This window comes from Mucilaginibacter sp. (assembly GCF_041088075.1).
Lineage (GTDB): Bacteria > Bacteroidota > Bacteroidia > Sphingobacteriales > Sphingobacteriaceae > Mucilaginibacter_A.
In genome coordinates this window covers 19,656-30,907 of sequence record NZ_JBGCVY010000072.1, presented here as the reverse complement: position 1 = coordinate 30,907, position 11,252 = coordinate 19,656, and the positions used below count along the sequence as shown (strand labels likewise).

At 38.1% G+C, this 11,252-nt stretch carries 14 protein-coding genes, 1 tRNA gene and 2 pseudogenes; 10 read left to right on the top strand and 7 right to left on the bottom strand.

Annotation, left to right across the window (positions count from 1 at the left end; genetic code table 11):
* Positions 1-88: 88 nt before the first annotated feature.
* The gene (locus V5804_RS17580) at positions 89-703 is read left to right on the top strand and encodes a type IV pilus biogenesis/stability protein PilW (RefSeq protein WP_369592718.1); all 615 of its coding nucleotides are present in this window, start codon (positions 89-91) and stop codon (positions 701-703) included.
* Positions 704-744: 41 nt separating this feature from the next.
* On the opposite strand, the pseudogene V5804_RS17575 reads toward V5804_RS17580, so the two are convergent.
* From V5804_RS17575 to V5804_RS17555, 5 genes and pseudogenes are all read right to left on the bottom strand, one after another.
* Positions 745-930, bottom strand: a pseudogene (locus V5804_RS17575) (hypothetical protein); the annotation flags it as partial.
* A gap of 47 nt (positions 931-977) precedes the next feature.
* Positions 978-1,061, bottom strand: a tRNA-Leu gene (locus tag V5804_RS17570).
* Positions 1,062-1,185: 124 nt separating this feature from the next.
* Positions 1,186-1,692 carry a hypothetical protein gene (locus tag V5804_RS17565; protein WP_369592717.1) on the bottom strand — a complete coding sequence of 169 codons (507 nt, stop codon included), beginning with the start codon at positions 1,690-1,692 and terminating at the stop codon, positions 1,186-1,188.
* A 151-nt stretch (positions 1,693-1,843) separates the two neighbouring features.
* The gene (locus V5804_RS17560; protein WP_369592716.1) at positions 1,844-2,563 is read right to left on the bottom strand and encodes a PIG-L deacetylase family protein; all 720 of its coding nucleotides are present in this window, start codon (positions 2,561-2,563) and stop codon (positions 1,844-1,846) included.
* A gap of 3 nt (positions 2,564-2,566) precedes the next feature.
* Complete coding sequence (locus tag V5804_RS17555; RefSeq protein ID WP_369592715.1) at positions 2,567-4,240, bottom strand: carbamoyltransferase C-terminal domain-containing protein; 1,674 nt, start codon at positions 4,238-4,240, stop codon at positions 2,567-2,569.
* 281 nt (positions 4,241-4,521) lie between these two features.
* Between V5804_RS17555 and V5804_RS17550 the strand changes: the two genes are divergently transcribed.
* Both V5804_RS17550 and galB read left to right on the top strand, forming a co-directional pair.
* Positions 4,522-4,932, top strand: a complete 411-nt coding sequence (locus tag V5804_RS17550; RefSeq protein ID WP_369592714.1) for an EVE domain-containing protein — start codon at positions 4,522-4,524, stop codon at positions 4,930-4,932.
* Between the two features lie 42 nt (positions 4,933-4,974).
* Positions 4,975-7,398, top strand: coding sequence for a beta-galactosidase GalB (galB, locus tag V5804_RS17545; RefSeq protein ID WP_369592713.1), 2,424 nt, complete (start codon positions 4,975-4,977; stop codon positions 7,396-7,398).
* Positions 7,399-7,489: 91 nt separating this feature from the next.
* Here galB and V5804_RS17540 read toward each other — a convergent pair whose 3' ends face one another.
* Together V5804_RS17540 and xerD are read right to left on the bottom strand one after the other, a co-directional pair.
* A complete protein-coding gene (locus V5804_RS17540) occupies positions 7,490-7,666 on the bottom strand; it encodes a hypothetical protein (RefSeq protein ID WP_369592712.1) in 177 nt (58 codons plus the stop codon).
* A 17-nt stretch (positions 7,667-7,683) separates the two neighbouring features.
* Positions 7,684-8,583 (bottom strand): site-specific tyrosine recombinase XerD, encoded by a 900-nt coding sequence (xerD, locus tag V5804_RS17535; protein ID WP_369592711.1) that lies wholly within the window; start codon positions 8,581-8,583, stop codon positions 7,684-7,686.
* 33 nt (positions 8,584-8,616) lie between these two features.
* Between xerD and aroQ the strand changes: the two genes are divergently transcribed.
* The 7 genes and pseudogenes from aroQ to V5804_RS17500 form a co-directional block, all read left to right on the top strand.
* A complete protein-coding gene (gene aroQ / locus V5804_RS17530; RefSeq protein ID WP_369592710.1) occupies positions 8,617-9,036 on the top strand; it encodes a type II 3-dehydroquinate dehydratase in 420 nt (139 codons plus the stop codon).
* Between the two features lie 70 nt (positions 9,037-9,106).
* A complete protein-coding gene (locus V5804_RS17525; RefSeq protein ID WP_369592709.1) occupies positions 9,107-9,340 on the top strand; it encodes a hypothetical protein in 234 nt (77 codons plus the stop codon).
* Entirely contained in the window at positions 9,327-9,743 is a 417-nt protein-coding gene (locus V5804_RS17520; RefSeq protein ID WP_369592708.1) for a type II toxin-antitoxin system VapC family toxin, read from the top strand. The genes V5804_RS17525 and V5804_RS17520 overlap by 14 nt, the downstream gene beginning before the upstream one ends.
* A gap of 12 nt (positions 9,744-9,755) precedes the next feature.
* On the top strand, positions 9,756-9,899 hold the full coding sequence (locus tag V5804_RS17515; protein WP_369592707.1) for a type II 3-dehydroquinate dehydratase: 144 nt from the start codon (positions 9,756-9,758) through the stop codon (positions 9,897-9,899).
* Between the two features lie 392 nt (positions 9,900-10,291).
* Complete coding sequence (locus V5804_RS17510; RefSeq protein WP_369592706.1) at positions 10,292-10,651, top strand: hypothetical protein; 360 nt, start codon at positions 10,292-10,294, stop codon at positions 10,649-10,651.
* Between the two features lie 6 nt (positions 10,652-10,657).
* The gene (locus tag V5804_RS17505) at positions 10,658-10,993 is read left to right on the top strand and encodes a hypothetical protein (RefSeq protein ID WP_369592705.1); all 336 of its coding nucleotides are present in this window, start codon (positions 10,658-10,660) and stop codon (positions 10,991-10,993) included.
* Positions 10,994-11,035: 42 nt separating this feature from the next.
* Positions 11,036-11,140 (top strand): annotated as a pseudogene (locus V5804_RS17500) (type II 3-dehydroquinate dehydratase); the annotation flags it as partial.
* Positions 11,141-11,252 lie beyond the last annotated feature (112 nt).

The following is an 11,252-nucleotide window of genomic DNA, read 5'->3' as shown; positions in this document are numbered from 1 at the left end:
AAATGACTTTATATTATATTTATGACCTAATAGAAATGTAGATAACGCCTTGATCTTGTAAATTAGTTTGGCTTTATTTTTCTAAATTATGTTAAAATACAATCTAATATTTATTTTGATAATTATATGTAATTATTGTTTTTCACAAACATTAGTTATACCTAATAAATACAATAAAAACGCTGTTAAGTTAAATGATAGTGCTGTTAATATTGCTTTCAAGGGAGGGCGTTCAAAGGAAAGCTTGTTATTAGCTAATAAATTACTTGATAGTGCAATTAAAATTGACCCAAGTGATCAAACTTTATATACAAATAAAATAGCTTATTTGTGCCATATGGGAAAGTTTAAAGATGCTTTGAAACAAAATGAGATATTGTCTAAAGTACAACGGGACGTTCCTGAAATAATTGAAGGACATGGACTGATGCTTTATAAATTAGGTGATCGGGCAAAAGCGATGAAAGACTTTAAGCATGCTCATCAACTTTATGAAAACCAGTATCTTAAAAGCCACAAAGTGGGTCGGCTTATAAATTTAGCTTTTAACACGTATTTGATTGTTGACCGTGCTTCTGCCTCTGCCTTAATTAATAGGGAAAAATATCGCTATAAAAACGATTTAAGATCTAAACAACAACTTGACGATTTTGAAAAGTATATATTTCCAAAAGTTAATGTAGATAACGCGCTATTGTTGTAAATAAAATTTTTAATTTTTTATATCTAATTTTATATATGCTATCAACCTGAGTTCGATTGATCAAAAAGCAAGGGTTTGATTAGAGAAAGGTGTTTGATAAGCGATAGAAGGTGTTTTGGAAAGAAAGTATAGGCGATCAGCCCGGCAACGATGTTGGACGTAAAATTGGCGAAAGACTTGTGCCTGGAATGTTCGATTTGGCAGATGTTCTTCAGTTCGTCGTTTACACAAAAAAACGAACTAAACCGAAATAAGCATTACACTAATTTTTCTGTGCCCGGAAGCGGATTCGAACCGCTACATCCTTTCGGACGCCACCCCCTCAAAGTGGTGCGTCTACCAATTTCGCCACCCGGGCATTTGTAATTAATTCAATGCCAAATATAGCTTTTTTAAATTTTAGGCTGTGTCTTTTTGCTAATTTTTAGGCTGGTAAAAACAGTATTGGCATAAAAAATAATTGAAAGGTTAAAAGCTTTAAATTACTTGGCAGAATCTATTAGTGTAAGATCTTTGTTAAGGTAAAAGGTTTTTTGTATTGAAGAATAAGTACCGCGCTTAGTTTTAATTGGATAACGGGTTTTTAAAATCCATCCCGTTTGTTGCCCTTTATAAGTGCTTATAAAATCAATTAAATGATCACTTGCAACACTCAACTCTTTAGATAACCGGTAACTGTCTTTTTTAGCCTGGTTCAACTCTGCGGTGGTTTTCATCTTTGCAATCCTTGCATCAATCCGCTTTCCTTCAATTTTCAAACTATCAACTTTGTGCAGCAGGTTTTTGTACAAAGTTGTGCTTTCAAAAGCACTTCTTAAAGCTTTAATCGGGTTAAATTTAATACTTGTATGGTTACTTGTATTTTTTGTTTTGTTCAAAAGATATTGCTCAACTAATCCTTCTGCTTTTTTTTGTTCGGTTTGTGCTTGTACATTTAATACAAATATCAACTGGAATACTACAAAATAACATACTCTTTTTAGTGCCATAAATCTGAACATTAACGGTGGTTTAAGCGATGTAAAAATTATTACCACAGGATTAGTTTTTTAAACAAGATTGTTAATTATGGAGATGCTTCTTTTACCGTATCTTTTTTAGTCCAGACCACATTTGTGCCGATAAAAACAGTATGGCTAATTAGTTTAAAATTGTTTTTAAAAGATCTAGATGATCGGTTTTTCCCCATAACCTTTCGCCGTTCAAAGTATTTTGATGGGCCATGATTTCGGCACAAATCGCTTCATCAACCTGGCTTTTGTACAGGTGTACAGCATGGTTTTTATCAACCGTACATTTATCCAAACCAGAAATGAAACTATCCAACTTTACATCTAATCTTTTTGCCAAGTTGTTAACATGGGAATTTATTTCATCCAAAGTAATGCGGTTTGCATAAGGCAGATCTTCAAAAAAAACAACTTTTATTTTCGGATAAAGTTGTATTATGGCTTCCAAACAAAGTACATGGTCAATGTGGTTTCCCAGGGCAAGCGGACAAAACAACAAACCATCCGCCTGTTGCAGCAGATGGTTTTTCAATTGTTCGATCAGTTCCAATTCAGTTTCATTAAATGGGTGAAATTGATGGATATAATTGTTCCGTAAAGGCGCGTCCAACAATTCTAAGTTGGTAACTTGGATGGCCGAACCTAAATACTGGTTAAAAGCCACGTCTTCCTGTTTACGCAAAGCACTCACCACTTCAATATCTTTGGATACAAAAACGCCTGTCCATTTAGTTTTGGTAAAACAATTGATCAATTGGACAGGAATGTTGTTCTCAATCAGCTTTGAAATAGTCAAAGTCAAGCCAAAAGCGGCGTCATCAATATGCGGCGATAAAATAGTTGCTTTCAAAACTTACACTTTTGAGCTTGACAATTGCAAGGGGTTTGAAACCGGTGTTTTCTTGGAAATGATATACGGTGGCACAACCAAATGATGAATGGCATTTTTGGAAAAACAATTCAAAGCATCAGTCAAAGTTTCAACCATCGTTTCATTTTTGCCGTTAAAAGAAGTATTGGCGATGATGCCAACGCCGGTTTTTTCCTTGAAGTTTTTAATCAAACTATAGATAAATTCATTGTCTTCTTTGCTTACGGTTTGGATCCTGGCGCTGTGGTCAACATGTTCAATAGTTGGGAATTTGTCTTTGTATTTATCTTGTAAAAAAGCGGTGAACAACATAAAAGGCGTGCGGCCTTTAAAATCGAAATATTCGTTCACATCTTCTTCCAACACAAACGGTGCAATTGGCCTAAACCATTCGCGGCCTTTGATAAAAGCATTGATCCAAAATTTGTTGACGGCATAACGCGTATCGGCAATAATACTGCGGTTTCCCAATGCGCGCGGGCCAAACTCGCTGTTGCTTTGGAACACGCAAAGTATTTTTCCCCAATAAATATGGTTGGCACAAGTTTCAATCAAATCTTCCGGTTTTTCAATGCTCAGTTCCTGATAGTTTTTTATCAATTCGGTTATTTCTTCCAAGTTTACATCCGGCCCTAAATAATCAAAACGCCAGTCGTACTCGTTTTTAATTTTGAAACATTCTACTGCGCCGTAAATGGCACAACCAACAGAAGTGCCGCCATCATGCGGTGCCGGCGGAATAAAAAGATCGTAACCTTGCTCTAAAACTTTGGTGTTGGCCACACAATTTAAGGCACAACCACCGGCATAAGCAATGTTTTTAGTTCCGGTTTTTTCACTTAGCCACGATGCTATTTTTATCAATGCTTTTTCAAAAACATCTTGTGCTTTGGCTGCCAAATCTGCTTTTTGCTGGAAAGTTTTGATCTCATCTTTGAAATTGTATTCGGTAGATTTGAATAGCTCCTGCCAGGCCTTCGGGATAAAAACTTCGCCATCTTGTACATCCAATTCCGGCAAGTCCAAAGCATCCAAATTGCCATAAGCAGCCAGGCCCATTACTTTGCCTTCGTTGCCTTCGCCTTTAAACAAACATTCTGTCAACTTGTAATAAAAGTTGCCCAAACCTTGCGGGTTTTCCGGGTCGCGGTCGTGCAATTGTTTTGCAATACAAGTAATCTCGCCATTGTGGCAATAGTAATAAGAAGCCACTTCAAACAAACCGGTTTTGCCTTCTTTTCCCGGATAATCGTACTTGATATGTTCAACCGGGCTTCCAACCGAATCAATGATCATCACGGCACAAGTTTCAAAACCACTTGGCGGATAAGCACTGTACAAATGCGAATAATGGTGCGAAATTTCGACAATGCGTGCGTTTGGTTTCAAATCCAAAACCGTCCGCAGCTCTTCGTGGTATTCTTCCTTGCGTTCTATTTCGTTATCGGCGCTCCAGCATTCCACCACCAAATCAAAAGGACGGTTTATGGCCGCGATGTGTTCTTTATACAGCTTCATATCGCCCAGCCGTCCCCAATGGTGCTTGCGTTTGGTGAGGCGTTCTTTGTGGATGGATACCACGTGTTTGCCGCCATCAAAAATAGAAATTGTGCCGTCTTGCGTTCTGTTGATACCTAAAATAGAAGGTTGGTCCATGTGATTGTGCTGTTGGTTTTTTAATTTACAATTGCTTATTAAGTTTTTATCCAAACAAAAGTTTGCCGAATATGAGCAATAAGAAATTATTTATACCGATAAGATTTAATTTTTTTTGATTTTAATAGGAGCGGGGAACGAGGGAGCGGGGACGTGGAAACCTTATCTTTTAAAACTTAAAACCTGATTTTGCACTTAGTTTGCGGATTTTGATTAATTTGCCGACACCAATTTTTAGGCGGTAAAAACAGCATCGCGCGTAGCAAAGCAAAATAAAAAACATGAATTATTTTTTGGTAAAATCAGAGCCGAACAAATACAGTTGGGAAAAATTGAACGAAGATAAACGCACTTTTTGGGATGGCGTGCGCAATTATCAGGCGCGCAACAACCTGAAAGCCATGCAAAAAGGCGACTTGGTTTTGTTTTACCACAGCAATGAAGACAAAGCCGTGGTGGGCATTGCAAAAGTGGTGAAAGAGTTTTACCAGGACCCAACCACTGCAGATCCGAATTGGGTTGTTGTTGATTTGGAACCATTTGAAAGCCTGAAAAAACCGGTTACGCTGGCCGAAATCAAAGCTGAAAAACAATTGGAAAACATCAGTTTGGTGCGCCAGGGCAGGCTTTCGGTTATGCCGCTAAAGGCCGAAGAGTTTGACCGAATTGTGGCGATGGGAAATGATATATAAAAAATATGTGTTGTTTTGTATGCCAATTATAATAAACCGAATATGAAAAAAACTTCCCTATGCCTGTTCGTTTTGCTGGTTGCCGGATTTTATTCTGCAGAGGCACAATCAGACAGGAATAAAATTGATTTTGACCAGAACTGGGCTTTTAATTTAGGCGATGTTGCCAACGCAAACAATACTGATTTTAATGATGCGAACTGGCGAAAGCTGAACCTGCCGCATGATTGGAGCATTGAAGGAAAGTTTAGCAAAGAAAACCCGGCCACGCCGGAAGGCGGCGCTTTGCCGGGCGGAATTGGCTGGTACCGCAAAACTTTTACGCTGCCGGAATCTTCCAAAGGAAAAATTATTTCTGTTGATTTTGATGGCGTTTACCAAAAATCTGAAGTTTGGATCAACGGGCACTTGCTTGGTTTTCGCCCCAACGGCTACATTTCCTTCCAGTATAATTTAACGCCGTACTTGTTTTATGGCAGCAAAAAGAACGTGATCGCGGTTAAAGTTGATAATTCGGTGCAGCCAAATTCACGCTGGTATTCCGGCTCGGGCATTTATCGTAATGTTTGGTTAATTACCAACAATAAAGTTGCGGTGGATCATTGGGGTACATTTGTAACCACGCCAAAAGTGAGTGCGCAATCTGCAACGATCAACTTAAAAACTTTGGTCAGAAATTACAGCGGAAAACCACAAAACGCTGTTTTAACCACGATTATTTATGATGCATCCGGCAAGATTGTAACGATAAAAACAATTCCGGGCATCACCATAAAAGATACGGTAAAAGAAGTATCGCAAAATTTTATAGTAAATAATCCAAACTTGTGGTCGGTTGATCATCCAAACTTGTACAGAATTGTATCCAAAGTTACGGATGAAAAATCAGTTTCGGATACTTATGAAACTCCTTTGGGCATCCGTTATTTTAATTTTGATGCTGATAAAGGTTTCTCTCTCAACGGAAAACCAATGAAAATACTGGGCGTTTGCGATCACCACGATTTAGGAAGTTTAGGTTCTGCGGTAAACACGCGTGCTTTGGAACGGCAACTGGAAATTTTAAAAGGAATGGGCGTGAACGCTATTCGTACTTCGCATAATCCGTCAACGCCCGAGTTGCTTGACTTGTGTGATAAAATGGGTTTTTTTGTGATGGACGAAGCTTTTGATGTTTGGGAAAAACAGAAAGCCAAATATGATTATCACTTGTATTTTAAAGATTGGCACAAGCGCGACTTGCAAGATCAAGTTCTGCGCGACCGTAACCATCCAAGTGTAATTATATGGAGTATTGGCAATGAAATTCCGGAACAATCAGACACAAGTGCATTACGTATTGCGCCCGAGTTGGCCGCAATTGTACATAACTTGGATACCACCCGGCCAATTACCAGTGCAAACAACGATCCGGGAACGAACAACAAAATCATACAATCCGGCGCGGTTGACCTTATTGGTTACAATTATAACCATAAAAATTATGCAGGTTTTCAGCAAAGATATCCGGGCAAAAAGTTTATCGGCACAGAAACCACTTCGGCTTTAGAAACACGTGGTTTTTACGATATGCCTTCCGATAGTATCCGCCGCTGGCCTGATCATAAAAAGTCGGAAAATGGAAAAGGTAAAATGGATACGGCATATCGTGTTTCTGCCTACGATAACGTTTCTGCGTCCTGGGGTTCTTTGCATGAAGAAACCTGGAAAGAGATCAAGAAATATGATTTCCTTTCCGGCATGTTCATCTGGACGGGTTTTGATTATCTGGGCGAACCAACGCCGTATTCCTGGCCGGCCCGCAGTTCGTATTTTGGGGTGATTGACCTGGCCGGTTTTCCGAAAGATGTATATTATATGTACCAAAGCGAGTGGACGGACAAAACCGTGCTGCACATTTTTCCACATTGGAACTGGGAAGCCGGAAAAACGGTTGATGTTTGGGCATATTACAACCATGCAGATGAAGTTGAACTGTTTTTAAACGGAAAATCTTTAGGTACGAAAAAGAAAACCGGAGATGACTTGCATGTGATGTGGCGTGTAAAATATCAGCCCGGAACGTTAAAAGCAGTTTCACGGAAAGATGGAAAAGTGGTTTTAACAAAAGAGATTAAAACAGCTGGCAAACCTGCAAAAATTCAATTAACGGCAGACCGTTCTTTAATCAAAGCTGATGGAGAAGATTTGTCTTTTATCACCGCCAAAATTTTGGATAAAGACGGAAATGTTGTGCCTGATGCCGATAACTTGTTAAACTTTAAAATTAACGGCGAGGCTTTTATTGCAAGTGTTGACAATGGCGACCCGGTTACGCATGACCCTTTTAAAGCCGATTACCGCAAAGCTTTTCATGGTTTGGCTTTGGCCATTGTACAATCCAACGGCAAAGCTGGCAAGGTGAGTTTTACGGCTACGGCTGTTGGTTTGCCTGCGGCGAGTATTTCGTTGCAAACTTCTAAGTAAAAATTGAATTTGAGTTTGATGAAAAAGCAGGAAGCAATTGTTTCCTGCTTTTTTTATGCCGGTAAAAGAAGTATCAGTAAGATTGGATTTATTACAAGTTTGAATTTGGTTTTGGCATTAGATAATTTATCTTTTTATATTTTTCTACTGTAATACTTAATGCTTCCAATTCATCGTATTCTGATTTCGTCTTTTCATCAATTTGTATCAAATCATAAACCCGTTCTAATGTATTTTCGTATTGTTCTTCTGTTTCAATAGTTCCCATTTTATTGATTTTTTAATTTAACTTCTCGGATGATATTGCACAATTATTTCCCGCAAATATTCCCTATCCAAATGCGTATAAATTTCGGTGGTGGTGATGCTTTCGTGGCCAAGCATATCTTGCACGGCACGTAAATCTGCCCCGCCTTCAATCAAATGCGTGGCAAAAGAATGGCGGAAAGTATGCGGGCTGATACTCTTTTTAAGGCCTATTTTTTCGGCCAGGCTTTTGATGATCATAAAAACCATAACCCGCGAAAGTGCCGAGCCTCGCTTGCTCAAAAACACAAAATCTTCCTGGCCTTTTTTGATTTTCAAGTGTACGCGGACTTCTTGCAACCAAATAGTTAACATTTTGCTGGCTTGTTCGCCAATTGGCACCAAGCGTTCTTTGTTGCCTTTGCCCAAAATCTTGATAAATTCATCTTCCAGGTACAAGTTAGAAATCTTCAACGTAATCAGTTCCGTTACGCGCAAACCGCAGCCATATAGCACTTCCAACATGGTTTTATTGCGCATGCCATCAGGTTTGGAGAGGTCAATGGCACCGATCAAAGTATCAATTTCCAATATGTTTAACGTGTCCGGAAGTTTGCGTTGCAGCCTTGGCCCTTCAATCAGTTCGGAAGGATTATGTGAAAGCAAATTTTCCATCAGCATAAATTTGTAAAATGCTTTTACACCTGATAAAATCCGTGCTTGTGATGCTGGCGGCAAACCCAGTTCGCTCAAGCAACGCATAAAAGCTTTTAAATTATGTTCGTTAATTATATCCGGTTTAAGTTCGGGCACGAAGGAAAGGGCAAACTGCTGGAGTTTTTTCACATCCTGCAAATAAGCATCAACGGAATTTTGCGTCAAACTTTTCTCCAACTTTAAATAAGCGCGAAAACCGTTGATGGTAGAAAGCCAGTCCAAAGTATTTTACAAATTATCGTTATGTTTGAAGGGATGAAGATACAAATTATCAACGGACCAAACCTAAACCTGCTGGGCCTGCGCGAACCGGAAGTTTACGGGCATACTTCTTTTACCGACTATTTTTTGGAATTGCAACAGCGTTTTCCCGAAATCGAGTTCAGCTATTTTCAAAGCAACAAAGAAGGCGAACTGATTGATAAGATTCAGGAAGTTGGGTTTGATTTTGACGGCATTGTGCTGAATGCCGGCGGTTACACGCACACTTCCATTGCTTTGGGCGATGCCATTGCCGCCATCAAAACGCCGGTGGTAGAAGTGCATATCTCCAACGTACACCAACGCGAAACTTTCCGGCACCATTCTTTTTTATCGGCCCATTGCAAAGGTGTAATTTTGGGTTTTGGTTTGGATAGTTATTGGCTGGCGGTGGAAAGTTTTTTGGTAGGGTAAGGTTTGATGCTTCTTTTATCGTATATTTATTTGGTAATAATAAAAAGCTGAACCACTAACTTATTTTATTATGATGTACGCCGAAATTCGTAAATTACATTTAATTGAAGAAGTGCTTAAAATAGATAATGAGTACACGCTTTCTGCTTTAGAAAATATTTTGAAAAAAACATCTGCATTGGAAAATGACTTTCAAAGTCCGTTTGCAGCATTATCAGGTATTTGGTCAACCGAAGAAGCGCAGGAAATAGAAACTGCTATTGTGGAAAACTGCGAACAAATTAATCAGGATGACTGGAAGTGATTTTCTATTTGACACAAGTGCTGTAATTGATTTGTTTAAAGGTAATCCTGTTGTTGCTTCCAAACTTGGAACGATAACAACTATTAAAATTCCTTCAATAGTTTTAGGTGAATTGTACTTTGGTGTTTACAGGTCTTCCAATCCTCAAAAGCATATTAATCAGGTAAAGCAATTTGTTGAAAATTGTGAAGTGTTAGCTATAGATGTTAATACTGCTGAAGTATATGCAACTATAAAAAATAAACTGAAAATCAAAGGAAAACCAATCCCAGAAAATGATATTTGGATTGCAGCAATTGCAATACAATTTGATCTTTTACTTGTTGCTTTTGATAAGCATTTTCTTGAAATAGATGGGCTAAAGTTAGAAGAATGGAAATTAAAATTGCCAATTGGAATTTAGTAAAAAATACTTGTGGTAGAAATGCATTTTTCTAACCTGCACCAGCGCGAAACTTTCCGGCATCATTCTTTTTTATCTGCCAATTGCAAAGGCGTGATTTTGGGTTTTGGTTTGGATAGTTACTGGCTGGCGGTAGAAAGTTTTTTGGTGGGATAAGATACTTCTTTTATCGGGCAAAAACTGGTCTGTTTTTAATAGGATTATAAATCTTTGGCTCAAAAGATTACAATGAAGTTGTTTAAACTTAATTTTCCTGATAAATACTTCTTTTATGGCATAAAAATAAAGGACACACCCCTAACCCCTCTCAAGGGGGGAAATATGGCGCATACCTTTTTAACGATGGAAAGATAGCAAACTGTGCTTCCCCTTTCGAGAGGGGTTAGGGGGTGTGTTCTTCATTAATCATTAAATAAATAGAATAATTAACACCAAAAGTTTAAACAACTTCGATTGTAAATTTCGACCAATAAGTTTTTTCGGTAGGATAGAAGTTTAAACTTTAACTTTCCTGCTGTGTTTAGGTGAAATAACCTTATTTTTATGGTATGGAATTAGAATTTGATATTACAAAACCTTTTGATGAAGATATGGCCCGCTTGTCTTCTGCTAAAAGGGAAAAAATAGGCAATCAAATTGATATTGTTTCCCAATCACTTTTGAATGGCCAAACGGCTTTTAAAGAAAATTCATCCGTTCCGTATATTTTTAATTTAAAAGGCGGATTGGAAAGCTCCTTGTTTTTAATTAAAGTTGATGCTGATAACCGTATTGTGGCTGCTGTTGATGAAGACCCGATTTTCGATAAGATTTCGCTTACATTATTTCGTTTGATAGATAAAAACAAAGCGGAAAATGTTTACAAAGAAGTTGGCGAAGAAATATATTCCAAATTGGGTATTTTATAACCAGGCATGGCAGAAATAAAAGTTCTGTTGGATGCTTATGGTGTTATTTACGAAGCCAATAAAGTACTTCCTTCTGCTGATTTTAAAATTAAATTTTTAGAAGCTTTGGCTGAATTAGAGGATAATCAGGCACACAAAAAAGGGCAATTTCCAAAAACACGCTTGCATAAAGTAATTGGTGTAAAGCAAACCGTTTACCGGGCTGATATTGATAAAATATCAGGCTGGCGGTTGCATGTACAATATGTGGATAAACAATTGCATTTGATTGATATTATTGACGGCCAATTGCATGACGATGTGATCAGGGTGATTAAATCAAAGAAAGACCGATACTTGTAAACGCAGTTAAACTTGCGTTAAAATTTATTTGACCAGCGCGAAACTTTCCGGCATCATTCTTTTTTATCTGCCAATTGCAAAGGCGTGATTTTGGGTTTTGGTTTGGATAGTTACTGTCTGGCGGTAGAAAGTTTTTTGGTAGGATAGGATACTTCTTTTATCGGGCAAAAACTGGTCTGTTTTTAATAGGATTATAAATCTTTGGCTCAAAAGATCGGGATTGCAAATTCCTATTAGTAAGCAAATCTGCAAAAAAACG

What these genes read in the sequence shown, in the direction of transcription:
- V5804_RS17580 (WP_369592718.1), top strand. Translation starts at nt 89, where the DNA reads ATGTTAAAATACAATCTAATATTTATTTTGATAATTATATGTAATTAT.
- V5804_RS17565 (WP_369592717.1), bottom strand. Translation starts at nt 1,692, where the DNA reads ATGGCACTAAAAAGAGTATGTTATTTTGTAGTATTCCAGTTGATATTT.
- V5804_RS17555 (WP_369592715.1), bottom strand. Translation starts at nt 4,240, where the DNA reads ATGGACCAACCTTCTATTTTAGGTATCAACAGAACGCAAGACGGCACA.
- V5804_RS17550 (WP_369592714.1), top strand. Translation starts at nt 4,522, where the DNA reads ATGAATTATTTTTTGGTAAAATCAGAGCCGAACAAATACAGTTGGGAA.
- galB (WP_369592713.1), top strand. Translation starts at nt 4,975, where the DNA reads ATGAAAAAAACTTCCCTATGCCTGTTCGTTTTGCTGGTTGCCGGATTT.
- V5804_RS17540 (WP_369592712.1), bottom strand. Translation starts at nt 7,666, where the DNA reads ATGGGAACTATTGAAACAGAAGAACAATACGAAAATACATTAGAACGG.
- aroQ (WP_369592710.1), top strand. Translation starts at nt 8,617, where the DNA reads ATGAAGATACAAATTATCAACGGACCAAACCTAAACCTGCTGGGCCTG.
- V5804_RS17525 (WP_369592709.1), top strand. Translation starts at nt 9,107, where the DNA reads ATGATGTACGCCGAAATTCGTAAATTACATTTAATTGAAGAAGTGCTT.
- V5804_RS17520 (WP_369592708.1), top strand. Translation starts at nt 9,327, where the DNA reads ATGACTGGAAGTGATTTTCTATTTGACACAAGTGCTGTAATTGATTTG.
- V5804_RS17510 (WP_369592706.1), top strand. Translation starts at nt 10,292, where the DNA reads ATGGAATTAGAATTTGATATTACAAAACCTTTTGATGAAGATATGGCC.
- V5804_RS17505 (WP_369592705.1), top strand. Translation starts at nt 10,658, where the DNA reads ATGGCAGAAATAAAAGTTCTGTTGGATGCTTATGGTGTTATTTACGAA.